Annotated in this window: 15 protein-coding genes; 5 read left to right on the plus strand and 10 right to left on the minus strand. The window is 44.0% G+C overall.

The window, feature by feature from the left end:
- Position 1: 1 nt before the first annotated feature.
- Both mmsA and chvE read right to left on the minus strand, forming a co-directional pair.
- A complete protein-coding gene (mmsA, locus tag P0G38_RS15160; RefSeq protein WP_275852786.1) occupies positions 2–1531 on the minus strand; it encodes a multiple monosaccharide ABC transporter ATP-binding protein in 1530 nt (509 codons plus the stop codon).
- A gap of 147 nt (positions 1532–1678) precedes the next feature.
- Positions 1679–2779, minus strand: a complete 1101-nt coding sequence (chvE, locus tag P0G38_RS15165) for a multiple monosaccharide ABC transporter substrate-binding protein (RefSeq protein ID WP_005231478.1) — start codon at positions 2777–2779, stop codon at positions 1679–1681.
- Between the two features lie 232 nt (positions 2780–3011).
- Between chvE and P0G38_RS15170 the strand changes: the two genes are divergently transcribed.
- The 3 genes from P0G38_RS15170 to P0G38_RS15180 are packed head-to-tail and all read left to right on the plus strand — an operon-like array spanning position 3012 to position 7006.
- Positions 3012–4016: an ABC transporter substrate-binding protein gene (locus tag P0G38_RS15170; protein ID WP_008376147.1), complete on the plus strand. Its 1005-nt coding sequence runs from the start codon at positions 3012–3014 to the stop codon at positions 4014–4016.
- A 10-nt stretch (positions 4017–4026) separates the two neighbouring features.
- Positions 4027–5475 carry a sensor histidine kinase gene (locus P0G38_RS15175; RefSeq protein WP_275852794.1) on the plus strand — a complete coding sequence of 483 codons (1449 nt, stop codon included), beginning with the start codon at positions 4027–4029 and terminating at the stop codon, positions 5473–5475.
- The gene (locus P0G38_RS15180; protein ID WP_060792376.1) at positions 5453–7006 is read left to right on the plus strand and encodes a response regulator; all 1554 of its coding nucleotides are present in this window, start codon (positions 5453–5455) and stop codon (positions 7004–7006) included. Before P0G38_RS15175 ends, P0G38_RS15180 begins: the two co-directional genes overlap by 23 nt.
- A gap of 77 nt (positions 7007–7083) precedes the next feature.
- Here P0G38_RS15180 and P0G38_RS15185 read toward each other — a convergent pair whose 3' ends face one another.
- Positions 7084–9156 (minus strand): DNA topoisomerase III, encoded by a 2073-nt coding sequence (locus tag P0G38_RS15185; RefSeq protein ID WP_275852802.1) that lies wholly within the window; start codon positions 9154–9156, stop codon positions 7084–7086.
- Positions 9089–9466 (minus strand): DUF1033 family protein, encoded by a 378-nt coding sequence (locus P0G38_RS15190; protein ID WP_005227251.1) that lies wholly within the window; start codon positions 9464–9466, stop codon positions 9089–9091. The genes P0G38_RS15185 and P0G38_RS15190 overlap by 68 nt, the downstream gene beginning before the upstream one ends.
- A gap of 311 nt (positions 9467–9777) precedes the next feature.
- Here P0G38_RS15190 and P0G38_RS15195 point away from each other — a divergent pair, with 311 nt between their 5' ends.
- Positions 9778–10638, plus strand: a complete 861-nt coding sequence (locus tag P0G38_RS15195; protein WP_118215020.1) for an AAA family ATPase — start codon at positions 9778–9780, stop codon at positions 10636–10638.
- Between the two features lie 58 nt (positions 10639–10696).
- On the opposite strand, the gene P0G38_RS15200 is transcribed toward P0G38_RS15195, so the two are convergent.
- Both P0G38_RS15200 and mnmA read right to left on the minus strand, forming a co-directional pair.
- Positions 10697–10987 (minus strand): hypothetical protein, encoded by a 291-nt coding sequence (locus P0G38_RS15200; protein ID WP_275852808.1) that lies wholly within the window; start codon positions 10985–10987, stop codon positions 10697–10699.
- A 197-nt stretch (positions 10988–11184) separates the two neighbouring features.
- On the minus strand, positions 11185–12303 hold the full coding sequence (mnmA, locus tag P0G38_RS15205; RefSeq protein WP_026008140.1) for a tRNA 2-thiouridine(34) synthase MnmA: 1119 nt from the start codon (positions 12301–12303) through the stop codon (positions 11185–11187).
- Positions 12304–12807: 504 nt separating this feature from the next.
- On the opposite strand from mnmA, the gene P0G38_RS15210 reads away from it, so the two are divergent.
- Positions 12808–13521 (plus strand): C39 family peptidase, encoded by a 714-nt coding sequence (locus P0G38_RS15210; RefSeq protein ID WP_275852814.1) that lies wholly within the window; start codon positions 12808–12810, stop codon positions 13519–13521.
- A gap of 86 nt (positions 13522–13607) precedes the next feature.
- Here the strand turns inward: P0G38_RS15210 and P0G38_RS15215 are convergent, their stop codons facing one another.
- From P0G38_RS15215 to P0G38_RS15230, 4 genes are all read right to left on the minus strand, one after another.
- Positions 13608–14126, minus strand: a complete 519-nt coding sequence (locus P0G38_RS15215; protein ID WP_005227237.1) for an Asp23/Gls24 family envelope stress response protein — start codon at positions 14124–14126, stop codon at positions 13608–13610.
- Positions 14127–14182: 56 nt separating this feature from the next.
- On the minus strand, positions 14183–14377 hold the full coding sequence (locus tag P0G38_RS15220) for a DUF2273 domain-containing protein (protein WP_005227236.1): 195 nt from the start codon (positions 14375–14377) through the stop codon (positions 14183–14185).
- 11 nt (positions 14378–14388) lie between these two features.
- Positions 14389–14952 (minus strand): alkaline shock response membrane anchor protein AmaP, encoded by a 564-nt coding sequence (amaP, locus tag P0G38_RS15225; RefSeq protein ID WP_060792382.1) that lies wholly within the window; start codon positions 14950–14952, stop codon positions 14389–14391.
- Positions 14953–15157: 205 nt separating this feature from the next.
- Entirely contained in the window at positions 15158–15763 is a 606-nt protein-coding gene (locus P0G38_RS15230; protein WP_005227234.1) for a metallophosphoesterase, read from the minus strand.
- Positions 15764–15768: the final 5 nt, after the last annotated feature.

The raw sequence follows: 15768 nt of genomic DNA on the forward strand, positions 1-15768 counted from the left end.
CTCAAACCCCACTCTCTTCTAATGTCATTAGATTCATCAATCGTTCTTGATCCGCCTCTTCCCGCAGGACCTCGCCAGTGAAGCGGCCTTCGTTCATCGTATAGATTCGGTCACACATGCCTAATAGTTCTGGCAGCTCCGAGGAGATGATGCAAATGGCTTTGCCAGCTGCTGCCATCTCTTCGATGATCGTATAGATTTCGTATTTCGCCCCGACATCGATCCCACGGGTCGGTTCATCTAAAAATAAGATGTCTGGTGTGGTCATCAGCCATTTTGCCAAAACGACTTTTTGCTGATTCCCGCCGCTCAAGCTGCCGACGTTTTGATAGATCGAATTGGTTTTCGTCCGCATTTTTTTGCGGAATTCTTCAGCCATCGTGACTTCTTTTTCTTTATCGATGACCCCTTGGTGGCTGATTTTGGCAAGACTAGCAATGGTGGTATTCTCGCGAATATCCATCAGCAGATTCAAACCCAGCGCTTTTCGATCTTCCGACACATAGGCTAACCCATTTTTGATGGCGGTTGGCACGTCTTTGACAGAAATCGGTTGGCCGTCTTTATAGACTTCCCCCGAAATCGAACTGCCGTAGGAATGACCGAAGACACTCATGGCAAACTCTGTCCGTCCCGCACCCATCAAACCGGCGATGCCGATGATCTCTCCTTTGCGGATCATCAAGTTCAAATTCTCATTCACCACACGGGTATGGTCGATTGGATGATGGACCGTCCAATTTTTGACTTCAAAAAACGGTTCACCAATAGTAGGGTTCCGCTCTGGGTAGCGATTGGTCAAATCTCGCCCAACCATGCCGCGAATGATGCGCTCTTCAGAGATTTCGGCACCACTCAGCGTCTCGATCGTTTGCCCGTCACGTAAAATCGTGATGCGATCCGCCACATTGACGATTTCATTCAACTTGTGAGAGATGATGATCGAGGTGATCCCTTGGTTGCGGAACTCTTTGATCAGCTCTAACAGATTGGCACTTTCTTCTTCATTCAACGCCGCGGTTGGCTCATCTAAAATCAACAATCGGACGGATTTTGAAAATGCTTTGGCAATTTCCACCAGCTGTTGATGCCCGACACCGATTTGTGAAACCAGCGTATTCGGGTCTAATTTCAAGCCAACGATCTTTAAGAGGTTGTCTGTTTTTTTTTCGGTCAGATCCCAATCAATGATGCCGTGTTTGGCTTGTTCGTTTCCTAGAAAGATATTTTCTTTGATCGACAGGTAAGGACTTAATGCTAACTCTTGATGAATAATAACGATTCCTTTGTCCTCACTGTCCCGCAAATCTTTGAACTTGCATAACTCCCCTTCATAATAGATCTCTCCGTCATAGCTGCCGTAAGGATAGAGTCCGCTTAAGACATTCATCAGCGTGGACTTGCCAGCGCCATTTTCTCCACACAGTGCGTGGATCTCTCCTCGCTCGATCGAGAGGTTGACGTTATCAAGGGCGCGAACCCCTGAAAACTCTTTGACGATGCCTTTCATCATCAAAATATTATCTGCCATGTTCTTTCACCCTTTTCCTTTTTATGTAAAAGTGGTGCGCTGCCTTTGTAAGAAAAGCGGAAAGAACGAATATTGGGGATGATTCGTTCTTCCCTACTGCTTTCGGGGAAACCATGTATCTTTTCTCGCTGGATCAGCGCTTCTTGCTTAAATGCCTAGCTCTTCTTCTGTATAGTAATCGGTATCGATCAGTTCTTCTTTGTAGTTGTCGCTATCCACAGAAACGGGATTTGACAAGTAGGTTGGTACGACTTTGACGCCATTGTCATAGGTTTCCGTATCGTTGACTGGCACTTCCTCGCCATTGGTGATGGCTTCGATCATTTCGATCGTGTTTTTCGCCAACACCCGTGTATCTTTGAAAATCGTTTGGGTCTGTTCGCCCGCGATGATCGATTTCACCCCTGCCACCGTCGCATCTTGACCGGTAATCACAGGTAGTGGTTTATCGGAAGAACCATAGCCAACGCCTTTAAGCGATGAAATGATTCCTAGGCTGATTGGATCATAAGGTGAAAGAACGGCATCCAATGTTTGATCCGTATAGTTGGCACTCAACAAGTTGTCCATCCGAGCTTGCGCAGTTGAACCATCCCAACGCAAAGTAGCGATTTGGTTGAAGTTGGTTTGACCAGAAGGAACGACTAGCTGTCCGCTGTCAAAGTATTGTTGGAAGACCGAAAGGACCCCATTATAATTGATCAGTGCATTGTTATCATCTGGAGAGCCGCCGAATAATTCAATGTTAAATGGTCCTTCACCGTCTTTGAGACCCAATTTGTCTTCAATATAAGACGCTTGCAGCACGCCGACTCCAAAATTATCAAAGGTGGCATAATAATCGACGTATTCCGAGTTCATCAGTAAACGGTCATAGGCGATGACTGTGATATCTTCGTTATGGGCTTTTTCCAACACGTCTGTCAGTGCCGAACCATCGATCGAGGCGATCACTAAAGTATCAACGCCTTTGGTGATCATATTCTCAATTTGTGCCACTTGGTTTTCTACTTTGTCTTCTCCATATTGCAGGTCAGTTTTATAGCCGAGCTTCTCTAATTCTTCTACCATGTTGTCGCCATCTGCGATCCACCGTTCTGCCGATTTGGTCGGCATCGCGATCCCAACAAATCCTTTGTCTCCGTCACCGTTTGCCCCGCTGTCTGATCCATTCCCACAAGCTGCTAACAATCCGCCAACCAATAAGGTGGATGCTAGGACGACCAATTTACCAAAAGTACCTTTCATTGTGATCCCTCCATGTCTTTTTCTTACATTCTCAGTATAGCCAGTTAAGGAATCGCTTACATTTAGATTTTTTCGAGGTTTCTTGGATTTCTTGAGAAAAAACGACTCAGTTGCCCCCATTTCTTTTCGTAATCTTGGATTTTTTAAGATTCCCTTGGTTTTTATTTGATTTGATATTTTGTGTAAAGCGCTTCCGTATTTTTTAGTAGAATAGACCATAGAGGTGAAAAAAATGAGGAATATAAAAATTGGGTTACTCCTTTGGTTGTGTTTGTCTTTCTTGGCTGGTTGCCAAGCAGTCAAAGAAACGACCGCTGAAACATCGGAAGAAAGTATCGTGATCGGTTTTTCTCAATCGGGAACGGAAAGCAGCTGGCGTAAACGCCACACCGAATCGATTCGCACTGAATTAGAGAAGGAAGGCTATGAAGTGCTCTATCGTAACGGCTATATGAATCAAGAACGTCAGATTCAAGATATCCGCAGTTTTATCGTGTATCAAGTCGATGCCATCGTCTTTACCCCGATTCAGGAAAACAATTGGGAACCGATTTTGGAAGAAGCTGCGCAAGCGGGGATTCCCGTTTTCGTGGTGGACCGTCATGTCAACGTCAGCGATCCCTCCTTGTTTCTGACTCATATCGGGCCAAGCTTCAAAGCCGAGGGCAATCGTGCAGGTCTCTACGTCAGCAATTATTATAAAGAACATCAAAATGAAACGATCAATGTTTTAGAATTGACGGGACTGGATGCTACTTCTCCGACGTATTTGCGCTCAGAAGGGTTCCGAGAAACCATCAAGCGTGATTATGCCCACAACAATGTAACGATCCAAGTCAAAGATGAGCTAAATGGTGACTTCATTCGCCGCAAAGGCAAAGAAGTCATTGAACAATACATCGCAGAAGGCAAAATGGAGCAGATCGATGTCTTGTTCAGTCACAATGACGAGATGACTCTTGGCGCTCTTGAAGCCCTCGAAAAAACCGATATTGAGCCAGGGAAGGATTTGGTGATCGTATCGATCGATGCCCAAAAAGAAATGATCGACAAATTGAAGCAAGGGATCGTCAATTGTGTCGTTGAATGCAACCCAGATGCTGGTGTGTTCGTCAAAAATGCCATCTCGCGCTACTTGGCTCGCGGCGCCGATGCTATTCCTCGTGAAATCTATGTCCATGAAACAGTTTTTTCCAGTGATATGGACTTTGATCAGATTCCACCAAGAAATTATTGAGGAGATGAAGATGAAAACAAAAAGTATCAAGGGCATCTTCCAGCAGACCAACAAACTGATGATCCTCGTCGCCTTTATCCCCCTCGTAGTAAGCAGTGTCTTTTACTCGCGGCAGATTTTTATTTACCAAAACACCATCAACAATATTGAAGAAGCCAATCAATTATCGGAAAAAGTCGATGCCATTGTCTTGGAAGAAATGTGGGATTTAGTCTTTGGTCAAAAAACCGTCGCACAAGTCCAAGAAACCAATGTGATCGATGAACTAAGGAGCGATCTGCAGCACATTCAAGAAAATACCAGCACTGCCAAAGAGCTCAATATTTTAGCAGTCGCCTTTCGAACGCTCGATTCTTTAGAAACCTATCAGCAACAGTTGATCGATAATATTCTGAACGATGAACCGGTGGAACAAAACCAATACGTCATGATCCAAGTGGATTCGGTGATCGATTTGCTATCCGATATTTTGCAGCAGTTTGTCGGGGTAGAGATCAGCTTAGCCAGCCAAACCAATCACGAACTGGTCCAATCCGTGTTGCTGCTGATCCTTTTTCAGGTCGTGTTGCTTTTGATCATCTTTGCGATCATCAATAAAAACCGCCGCTTTGTTCGTGACAATCTGCAATACCCGCTGGATCGGTTGTTAGACCTTTCCAATGAACTATCCCAAGGACATTTGAGCTACCGAGCAGAACTGCCCGAAACCCCAGAGCTGCGGACTCTGACGAGTAGCTTGAATCGAATGGCAGATGACTTGACTCGGCTCTTGGAAGAAAATGCCTTGAAGCAGTATCACTTAGCCCAAAGTGAGGTGCGGGTCTTACAAGCCCAGATCACTCCACATTTCATCTATAATAGTTTAGATGCGATCGTTTCTTTGATTGAAGCTGCCCGTTACGAGCAAGCAACCGAAATGACCTATGCGCTGTCAGATTTTTTCCGCATTTCCTTAAGCAAAGGGCAAGACTGGATTCCGCTGGAAAAAGAATTGCGGCATGTGGACGATTACTTGAAGATTTTGCAGATCCGCTATGGCAGGATGCTGTCTTACACCATTGAAGATCAGACCGTCAGTCCAGAACTACAGGTTTTGAAAATGGTCCTGCAGCCCCTTGTTGAAAACGCCGTATATCATGGCACCAAGTTTGTCCGTCGTGTCGGCATGATTCGAATCACAGTGTCAGAATTGCCTCACCAGATTCAAATGACCATCAGTGACAACGGCGTTGGGATCGACCCTGAGCGTTTGCAGGAGATTCGTCGTAACCTTAAAGAAACCACTGATCCCGCCTCTGAGAGCGGCTATGGCCTATATAACGTCTATCGCCGTCTCCAGCTGAACTACGGCAGCGAAGCGCAACTGATGATCCACAGTCAATACCAAGAAGGCACCACGATTAACGTCACAGTACCAAAAAGGGAGGAACCCAACCATGTACAAAGTGTTCATAGTTGAAGATGAACATCTGATCCGCGATAGTTTGCGCCACCAAATCATGACTCTTGCCAAACAATATCCGATCGTTTATAGCGATGAAGCCGCAGATGGCGAATTGGCGCTGGCTTCGATCCTTGATCTGCGTCCTGATATTATTATCAGTGATATCAAAATGCCGTTTATGGACGGCTTGGTCTTTGCGAAAGAAGCCAAGAAATTATTGCCGCAAGTTCGCATTATTTTCGTTAGCGGCTTTGATGATTTTGACTATGCAAAAACGGCACTGCAGCTGCAAGCAGACGATTACTTGCTCAAGCCCATCAAAAACGAAGAATTAGAACAAGCCATCAAAACCGTCGTTCAACACTTAGATGAACAACAAGCCACTCATCAGCAATTATCCAAAGAAGACGATTTATTCGAAATGGAAATCAAAAAGAATCACTTTCTGAATCACCTCTTTAAACAAAAGATCACGATCTCAGAAGCCTTTTTGCAAGCAGAAGAACTGGGCCGACGCTTTTCAGGCAAACAGTTTTGTGTGCTGTTAGCAAAAACCCCCTTCAATCAAAGCTTTTCTGACTACACTCGCTTTAGCCAGCAGCTGACCAAAGCCTATGAACAAGACGATGCCGTCTTGTTCTCCAGTGTTTCCAGCCGCTTCATCAAGTTTTTGCTTTTTGACCATGACCGAGAACAAGTTTTAGAAAAAGCCTATCAGATCGCTCAAAGCCTCGTTCATGGTTCTGGGGAAGAAGTAGCAGTGGCGATCGGACCGGTAGCAGATCGCTTCTCGGGTATCTCTCTTTCTTATCAGAAAGCTCGTGACATGCTAAAAACCTATGGCAGCATCCGCAAGGAAAAAATCATCAGCTATGAAGACGACATTCGCGAAGGGGAACTATCCCCCACCAATCCTTTCAAAACCGACCTTGCTTCACGGCTGGCAAATGCTGGGAAACAGACGATCCCTGAGCTGATCGCTGAATTGATGGCGCCTCAAGGAACCGTTGAGCGAACGCAAATGTACCGTTTGTTCGTCTTAGTCGAACTGCTGGCATTGTTGAAGAAAAAAGACAGTCATTCGCTGCCCCAGATCGTTCAACACGCCCATGACTTAGACTATCTAGCGGCATTGACCCATGAGCCAGAGAACTATCAAACGACTCTGGCAGAACTGTTGCCATTATTGACCCAACAACCCATCAATCCTGCAATGGCGAAATATCAAAGCGTCATCAATCAAGCCAAAGCCTTTATCAGTGAGCACTTTTCTGATCCCAATATTTCCTTAAATGTAGTTGCTGAAAAAGTTCATTTGAGTCCAGCACATTTCAGCACCATCTTCTCGCAAGCCACTGATTCTACGTTTATCGAATACTTGACCGAGCAACGGTTGACCTTAGCTAAGGAACTGCTGTTAACGACCAATCTACGGCTATCTGAGATCGCCTTTGATGTTGGCTACAATGACCCAAATTATTTTTCCTTTTTGTTCAAGAAGAAAGAAAAAATCTCACCGAAAGAATACCGTCAAAAAAATGCCTAAATGAGTGAAGGGATGCAAAAAAAGAGTGAGGGACAGCAAAATCGTCCTCACTCTTTTTCATTTTCTACCTCATGCAGTTATTTCTTCTCCATCGCAGCTTTTAAAGCAGCTGCTAATGGGCTTTCTTGCGGTTCTTCTTGATTGATTTTGTTCATCAAGCGGCGTTCTTCGTGTTTCGACAGCTTTTTGCTGCGTTCCTTTTTATCCGCCATTTTTTCGGTGGTCCCATCGAATTTACAGCGGAAATAGGCGCCGTTTTTGCCTTCGATGATCTCCATCTTTCGGTGGCATTGCGGGCAGCGTCGGTTTGAAACTTTCGGGTCTTTCCGACGACGGTACTTGCAGGTGCCACTGGAGCAAACATAGATCTTGCCATCACGGGTATTTTTCTCCCGCAAGGGTTCGCCGCATTCGGGACACCGTTTTTGGGTCAATGAGAAATCTTGGTACTTGCTTTCGCTTTGCTTGATTTCTTTGACCAGTTGTTTTGTGTCTGCTTCGATTTGTGCGAGGAAGGTTTGGGCAGAATAGGTGCCTTTCGCAATGGCTTCCAGTTCCTTCTCCCATTTTTCCGTCAATTCTGGTGTCACCAAGGATGGATTGACTAAGACTAACAGCTGCTTGCCTTTTGGCGATACTTGCAAGCCGCTTGGGGTCCGCTCCATCAGCTCAGATTTGATCAGCTTTTCAATGATCTCCGCACGGGTTGCCGGCGTACCAAGACTGTGTTTTTCCATTTTGCCTAAAAGAGTTCCTTCATTCAACGGTTTCGGTGGTGTAGTCAACTCTTTCTGGATGGTAAACTCAGGCTTGACGGTACTGCCTTTTTGCCAAGCCACATCACTGGTTTCTTCTTCAGAAGTCGTTTTCCATCCCGCTTCTAACACGGTATTGCGGTTGAATACAAAGGTTTCTGAACCAAAGGTCACGGTCACTTTCTGCTGCTGCTTTTTATGGGGTTTCGCAAAGAGCATCAAGAAACGACTAACGATCATTTGATAGATCCGTTGTTCATCGGTAGTTAATTTTTCATAACGTGCCCGCTGTTCCGTTGGCAATAAGGCATGGTGATCGGTAACTTTTTTATCATTGAAGACAGCTTGCTGCACCACTTGTCCGCCATTTTTCAAGTATCCTTTGACTTCTGGGGCAAAATCCGCAACTGCCTGCAGGCGTTCCTTCATGGTTGCCTTCATATCATTGGTCAAATACTTGGAATCCGTCCTTGGGTAAGTGACGATTTTATGGGTTTCATACAAGCTTTGAACAAGCGACAAGGTCTTCTTGGCTGAAAATCCATAACGCTGATTGGCTTCTCGTTGGATCTCGGTCAAATCGTATGGCAATGGTGCACTTTCTGTTTTGACCTTTTCTTCGATCGCTGTCACGCGACCATTTTGTTGACTCATTTGCTTGACCAATGCTTCGGCGTCGCTGCGTTCTTTTAGTTGATAGGGATTTTTTTGCTGCAGGCGGGCCTTGGCATCGCCTACGTTTAGGGTAATCACATGATAGGTTTGCGGACGGAAACTCTCGATTTGCATTTCCTGACTGCGCACCAAAGCTAAGGTAGGGGTTTGGACCCGACCCGCACTAAGATTGTCTTGATATTTGACCGTCAATGCCCGGGTGACATTCAACCCTACCAGCCAGTCGGCTTTTGCCCGCGCAAGGGCGGAGTAGTAAAGATTGTCGTAGTGCTTGGCTGACTGCAATTTTGCAAAGCCTTCTTTGATGGCTTTAGGGGTTTGCGAAGAAATCCACAAACGCTTAACTGGTTTGTCAAAACGAACCCACTCCAAAATCCAGCGAGCGACTAGCTCCCCTTCTCTTCCCGCATCGGTAGCGATCACGACTTCCCCGACATCTTTTCTTTGAACCAGTTGTTTGATGGCTTTTAGTTGATGACCGGTTTTTGGCAACGGCTTGATCCCGATGGACTTAGGGATCATCGGTAACGTTTCCATCTGCCATGATGCCCACTCTTTGTTTAAATCTTCAGGCATTTTCAAGCCCAATAAATGACCAAGGGCCCAAGTAACGATCGCCTTGGGTCCTTCGTAATAATTTTTATGTTTTTGCTCACAGCCCAAAACTTTGCTGAGGTCTTTGGCAACGCTTGGCTTTTCCGCTAGAATTAGTTGTTTCATAAAAATCTTTCCTGCTTTCATCGACGACTTGCTGATATTCTTTAAGCAATGCCAGTCCAATATATTGTTGGAGGTAATCGTCGCATTCTTCGCACCAGCGTTCGTCTTCTTCATTCCAAAAAGCCGTCATAAAGTTTGATTTTGCATTTATGTACGAATACTCTTCTCTGATTTCTTGCCATTTTTGTTCATAAAATGACTGCGCCTCGCTGAAAGTTGCAAATGTGAACGCCTCTTGAATATCTGACTGCCATCCCTCAAAAAACCACCACGGTTCATTGTCCCCATACATGACTACTACTTGATACATTCCATTGCTCCTTTCACGATTCCTTCCTCATATTAGTCACTTTTACTTAAACTTGCAAGGAATAAGTTTCAGCATTTAAACATTGCTTTAAAAATTCATTAAACCCTCGTTTTTTTGTACGATTTATCGGTTGTTTAAGATTACATCATTTCTATGCCCCTATAGTCTAGCACAGATGTTTCCTGTTGTGAATATAACATCAAAAGATTAAAAAAATATCAAACAAGATTTATTTTAACCTCGTAAAAAAAATTTGTCTGCGATGGATATGCTACAATAATGACAACCACGAAATTGCCAGGAGGTGCCCCATGTATCTCGAACAAATCACTTTTCCCGATCAAGAGACCGAGTTTGATTTTTTCCTTTCCATCAAACGAACCGTTTATGATTCTTACTACCCTTTTCAGATTCTCAGTGCCCGCCTTTTTCAACAGATCGATTTTGAACCGGTCACGATCTTATATGGCGGCAATGGTTCTGGCAAAACCACCGCATTGAACGTGATTGCCGAAAAGATCCACGCGCAGCGCTTTGCTGCGTATAATCGCTCGAATTTTTTCGAGGACTACTTAGCCTACTGTACTACTGGCAGCATCGACGAACCGCAAGAAAAAGTACTTTTGACCAGCGATGATGTCTTTGATTACATGCTGGCTATTCGAAATTTGAATCAAGGGATCGATCATCGCCGAGAAGAAGTATTCCAAGAATACTACCAAGCAAAGTATGCAGACTTTCGTTTCACGGGTTTTGACGATTACCATGAATTGAAGAAAATCAATCTTGCACGATCCAACACACAGTCCAAATTCACCCGCAAGCACTTGATCGACAATGTCCGAGAATATTCCAATGGCGAAAGTGCCTTTCGCTTCTTTCAAGAAAAGATTCGTCCCAACAGCCTTTACTTATTAGATGAACCAGAAAATTCTCTTTCTGCTGAGCGTCAGCTGGAACTGGTGCAGTTACTGGAAGATTTTGTCCGCTATGAACAGTGTCAATTCATTATTGCTACCCATAGTCCTTTCGTTTTATCTTTAAAGGAAGCCAAAATCTATGATTTGGATCAAACGCCCGTCGATGTTCGGAAGTGGACCCAGTTAGCTAGTGTCCAGCAGTATTACCGCTTTTTTCAAGCACACCAAGCCGAATTTGATGATCGATCATGAGCCAAGCAACCCAGTTTCCGTCAAAGATTTCTTTTGGCGGCTTTTTTTTCCGCCACACTCACACAAAGACTAAAATCAAATTGATCAGCGCAATAAAGAAGGCGACCACTCCCGCAATTTTGCCCCACTTGACTTCTGCTTGATTATACTGATCGGAATGCCCCGCAATTTGAGAGGACAAAAAGTAGAACTTTTTAAAAACAATCAAATACCCGGCTAACCCCCATAGTACGGCTAAGGCAAGATGGTTGATTTGGCTTGAAATGACCTGAGTCTGATGAAGCATCACCACCCCTACGACACTAACGACAAACCCCCATTTCATGAGATTGGCTTTTGTACGATTCATGCTCCTCCTCCTTTCTTTTAAAAATGCCAATACATCAAAAACATTCATTTTCTATCTAAATTATAGCATAATTTGACTATTTTTTTAAAATGGAAAGCGCTCGCTCTAATCGGTTTTTCGAATTGATTTATAAAAAGCCCTAGCTAAGTGCAACTGATTGGTTCAGTAGTCTTAGCTAGGGCTGATTGTGTTAGTGGTTAAACATATTGTAATTCTTTGGCTTCTTTGTAGGCTGCATCGATCAAACCGCCGCCCAAGCATTCCATCCCGTCATAAAAAACGACTGCTTGTCCAGGAGTGATGGCGCGTACTGGTTCGTCAAAAATCACTTCTGCTCGATCTCCATCTAATAGACGCACCGTTACTGGTACATCTTGTTGACGGTAGCGGAATTTTGCTGTGCATGAAAATTCCGTGCCGCGGTCTTGTTCTGTAGTAAAGTGGATTTGGCTTGCTTCCAAGCGATCTGCATACAATGCGGGGTGATGGAATCCTTGCCCCACATACAAAGTGTTGGTCGCCAAGTCTTTTCCTACGACAAACCATGGTTCTTGAGTGGCACCGCCGCCGCCAATACCTAAGCCTTGACGTTGTCCGATGGTGTAGTACATCAAGCCATCGTGTTGTCCTTTGACTTCGCCATCTAATGTAACCATATTGCCTTTTTTCGCTGGCAAGTAATTACTCAAAAATTGTTTGAAATTCTTTTCTCCGATAAAGCAGACACCCGTGGAATCTTTTTTCTTGGCTGTTGCTAGACCTGCCCGTTCAGCGATCGCTCGTACTTCTGATTTTTCCATGCCGCCTAGTGGGAACATGGTTTTGCTCAATTGTTCTTGTGACAATTGGCTTAAGAAATACGTTTGATCTTTGTTGTTATCCACGCCTCGCAACATATGAGTTACGCCGTTTTCATCAACGGTCACTTGTGCATAATGGCCAGTTGCTACATAATCGGCACCAAGATCCATCGCATAATCCAAAAAGGCTTTGAACTTGATTTCCTTGTTACACATGACATCTGGATTAGGTGTCCGTCCGGCACGGTATTCTGCAAGGAAATATTCAAATACACGGTCCCAATATTCTTTTTCGAAATTCACTGAATAATAAGGAATCCCGATTTGCGCAGCCACTTTGGCTACGTCTTTGTAGTCTTCTGTTGCGGTACAAACACCGTTTTCATCGGTATCATCCCAATTTTTCATAAAGATCCCGACAACATCATACCCTTGTTCTTTCAGCAAAAGTGCTGTTACTGACGAGTCTACCCCGCCACTCATTCCAACCACCACACGGGTGTTTTCGTTAGACATGATCGTTTCACCATCATTTCAATTATAGATTCTGAAATCATCTACGATTTGAAGGTCGCAACTTTTCAGTAATTTGCATTATACAACAAAACACAAAAAAGTTCACTGTTTGCTGTCTTTTCTTATAAATTCCTTGTTACTAGATAAGTTCTTCTTTCATTCGATCCACGGCCGTCTTCCTATTACTGCTGTTCTTGGCGTAATAAATCACTAGGGGCAAAATCATTTTTAGAAAAGTCATCTGGAGGATACCCGCTGTCCGTTCTTCCCCCCATTCAGCCCAATAGAAGAAGCGCTGCTTTTTGTGTATCTTATCGACAGCCGTCCAAACGCCTCCCATTGTTCAAAGACAACTAGATAAGCGAATGCTAAGAAGCCGCATTTCACCTTTTAAACGGTCGTTTGTCATAAAATCGTATGGAATTCTTCAGGAAATGTAGAAATGCCGCTATCAGAAAAAGACTATACTTCTTTTAGATACTACTTTACGAGGAGGGGCATTTCATGAGATCACACACAGGGATATCGAAAACTAGGAGAAACGACGGAAAGAAAAGAAAGAGCCTTGCGCTACTACTTTTTCTCATCGGTGGTATTTTTGTCATTCATTACGTGATTGATCAGGTCAGGGATGCTGCGTTTGATCAGACAGCGCTTGTCTCAAAAGAGTTCACTCACCAAGCCAATCAAGCGATTCAACAAGCGATGGCAGACACGCAGCAAGTGCCGTTGATTGTACAAACCGATCAACGCTGGGGCAACGACACGTATGGATATGGAGAAGCGCAAAATACGTTTGCAGCAAACGGGTGCGCTATTGCTTCTTTAGCGATGATCGATTCTTTTTGGACGGATCATCCGTCGAATCCTGACAAACTATTAAAGTGGGCTGGCGATCAATTTTATCTTCCCAAACAAGGAACGAGTTGGCAAATCTTTCCTCAGTTTGCCGAAGCTTTTGGTTACCAATTTGCCGATTTAGGAAGTTCCTTTGCGGCTGCCTATGAGAAAATGACACAAGGCATCCCCGTTGTGGTCTCGGTTCAAGCAGGAACCTTTACGACATCCGGACATATCATGGTATTGGCTTTGAACAAAGAAGGAACGATTCAAGTATTCGATCCTAATGATTCCCCCGAAAAAGCCCATTATGAGAAAAGCTATCCTAACGATGTCTTTCAAGCAGAAGGAATCCATTATTGGAGCTTTTGGCTTTGATGTTCTGACCGGCTGAAGCTGCAAAAACACGCCATTTTTGCGACAAAAAAAGACTAGCCGAAGCTAGTCTTTTGCTTATCTTACTATTATTGAACGCGTGGTTCGTTGTTTTCTTGAATACGCGTCGTTGTTCGGTTGAAGGCACCTTTGGCTTTACGTGTTTGTTTTGACGCAAAGTCGCCAGTTGTTTCTGCCGCACTGCTTACTTTGTCTTGAACTGTTTCAGAGTCTTTTTCGAATTGTTCACGTGTTTTGACATCTGCTACGTTCACGTTTACTTCGATGACGTCTAAATTCGTCATTTTGTTGACTTGTGTTGAAACAACCTCTTTGATTTGGTCGTAGATCGTGGTCATGTCGCTGCCGTATTCTGCAACGATATCAAGATCGACTGCCACTTGTTTTTTCCCAACTTCAACGTTGATCCCTGAAGTCACATCATCGGTGTTGACTAATTTACCTGCAATATTTGAGAAGAAACCGCCATCGACTGTTAAGAGTCCGTCTACAGATTCTAATGCAATGCCTACGATTTTTTGAATCACTTTATCTTCGTAAGTTAATTCTCCTTTAACACCTGTTGTTGGTTTTGTTTGGTTTTCCATCGTACATTCCTCCTACTATAATCTTGATATAAATTAAACTAATAATGTTACCAAAGTTAACGGCGCGGTCTTTGAAATTGTTCAAAGAATCCGACTTCTTTGAGATAAAATCCCAGATACATACCTAGTGCCGTAAACAGCACCAGCAGTATGGTTTTCAAAAAGCCGATCGTTAGAAACAGGATCGCTAGGATCAAACCGAAACCTGCAAAGATAAGCGGGATCTTATAGTGGTAGAACCATTCACTCATACCTGTTCCTCCTAAACTACACGCGGCTGGTCATGGGCTGCTGGCGTTTCTTGCGTATCTTTTAAGACAACTTCCGTTTGGATATTGCTTTCGATACCGAAAAGCTGCTGCAGACTGCTGCTGATCTCACCAACCAATGCTTCTTGTTTTTGCGGGATGGCTGCTGTTTGTTTCATTTCTCCATCGATTTTTACGGATACTTTATTCTTGACGATTTTGATTTTTACGGATGGCTGATGGATGAAATCTGCTTGTTTCACCCGTTCAAGCACAAAATGCTCTAACGCCTTCTTCTGAATCACTAAATCGCCTGTCTTATGGGAAATGATCAAGCGGTCCGAACGTTTTGGATAAAACAAAACGACAAAGAGCGCGATCACGGTAAAAATGGCAAAGCCAACAGATAACCAAAAGAGCAGCATACTCATGGAAGATCCGACCCAAGGATATTCATCCAAAGGAATCAAGTAAACAGGCAATGAAGCCGCTTGCTGATTGGCGATGATCCCAAAATAAAAGACAAGTAAGAGTAAAAGCAATCCGATGATAAAAATCACTTTAGAAATCTTACGCATTGGCAACCTCCTTTACTGCTTTCTACTTAAAGCATACACATTTCTTAAATATCCATCAAATAATAACTCTTGGAATCGATTATTTTTTACATATAAAGTTTATTTTTATCAAAAAAATTTCCTTAATCAAAGCTTGCTGTCAAAGTCATCACAAAAAAAGCAAGCCGCCCAAATCTGTTTGGACGCTTGCTTTTTTTGTTATCTGTTAACGAGCCAGCTTAGTAAGTTCTTGTTGTTTTGCATGATACAACACCGCCAGTTCATTTTCGGAAACTGGCCGACCAAAAGGACGCGGCTGTGGCAGAAACGCCAATTCTGGTGCATCGACTCCTACGTTGAGATTCTCAGCGATCGGTACACTGTGATGATGAATGTGCCCATGCAGATTGCGGCTGTTTTTGGTGATCCCCAGCAGCATAGGATAATGGGTCAGTATAAATTGCTGATGAGCAAACTTCAGCAAGACACCGACATCTTCAAACGCATACTTTTCGGCTCCCAAACAACCAGGATCATGCTTGCGCAAGTACGCAAAGAAAGCTCTGGTATCATGATTGCCTTTGATAAAAACGATTTTGCCCTGCAGCTGTGCTAACAGCGCAGCAATTTCTGGAAAGCCCGCTTCGTAATCAGGGTGCATCGCGACATCCCCTAAATGATAGACGACATCTTTATCCGCAACGACCTCATTCCAGCTGGCGATCATCGTTTCATGCATTTGCGTCACTGTCTCAAAGGGGCGTGGGGCAAAGTCATTGTCCCCGAGCAAGGCTGCATGAAAATAGTGGGTATCAGACGTAAAAAATTTCATAGTCG

Origin of the sequence: Enterococcus casseliflavus (genome assembly GCF_029215545.1) — a bacterium.
Classification (GTDB): domain Bacteria; phylum Bacillota; class Bacilli; order Lactobacillales; family Enterococcaceae; genus Enterococcus_D; species Enterococcus_D casseliflavus.

Coding starts and splice junctions, on each gene's coding strand:
- mmsA (WP_275852786.1), bottom strand. CDS start 1,531: ATGGCAGATAATATTTTGATGATGAAAGGCATCGTCAAAGAGTTTTCA.
- chvE (WP_005231478.1), bottom strand. CDS start 2,779: ATGAAAGGTACTTTTGGTAAATTGGTCGTCCTAGCATCCACCTTATTG.
- P0G38_RS15170 (WP_008376147.1), top strand. CDS start 3,012: ATGAGGAATATAAAAATTGGGTTACTCCTTTGGTTGTGTTTGTCTTTC.
- P0G38_RS15175 (WP_275852794.1), top strand. CDS start 4,027: ATGAAAACAAAAAGTATCAAGGGCATCTTCCAGCAGACCAACAAACTG.
- P0G38_RS15180 (WP_060792376.1), top strand. CDS start 5,453: ATGTACAAAGTGTTCATAGTTGAAGATGAACATCTGATCCGCGATAGT.
- P0G38_RS15185 (WP_275852802.1), bottom strand. CDS start 9,156: ATGAAACAACTAATTCTAGCGGAAAAGCCAAGCGTTGCCAAAGACCTC.
- P0G38_RS15190 (WP_005227251.1), bottom strand. CDS start 9,466: ATGTATCAAGTAGTAGTCATGTATGGGGACAATGAACCGTGGTGGTTT.
- P0G38_RS15195 (WP_118215020.1), top strand. CDS start 9,778: ATGTATCTCGAACAAATCACTTTTCCCGATCAAGAGACCGAGTTTGAT.
- P0G38_RS15200 (WP_275852808.1), bottom strand. CDS start 10,987: ATGAATCGTACAAAAGCCAATCTCATGAAATGGGGGTTTGTCGTTAGT.
- mnmA (WP_026008140.1), bottom strand. CDS start 12,303: ATGTCTAACGAAAACACCCGTGTGGTGGTTGGAATGAGTGGCGGGGTA.
- P0G38_RS15210 (WP_275852814.1), top strand. CDS start 12,808: ATGAGATCACACACAGGGATATCGAAAACTAGGAGAAACGACGGAAAG.
- P0G38_RS15215 (WP_005227237.1), bottom strand. CDS start 14,126: ATGGAAAACCAAACAAAACCAACAACAGGTGTTAAAGGAGAATTAACT.
- P0G38_RS15220 (WP_005227236.1), bottom strand. CDS start 14,377: ATGAGTGAATGGTTCTACCACTATAAGATCCCGCTTATCTTTGCAGGT.
- amaP (WP_060792382.1), bottom strand. CDS start 14,952: ATGCGTAAGATTTCTAAAGTGATTTTTATCATCGGATTGCTTTTACTC.
- P0G38_RS15230 (WP_005227234.1), bottom strand. CDS start 15,763: ATGAAATTTTTTACGTCTGATACCCACTATTTTCATGCAGCCTTGCTC.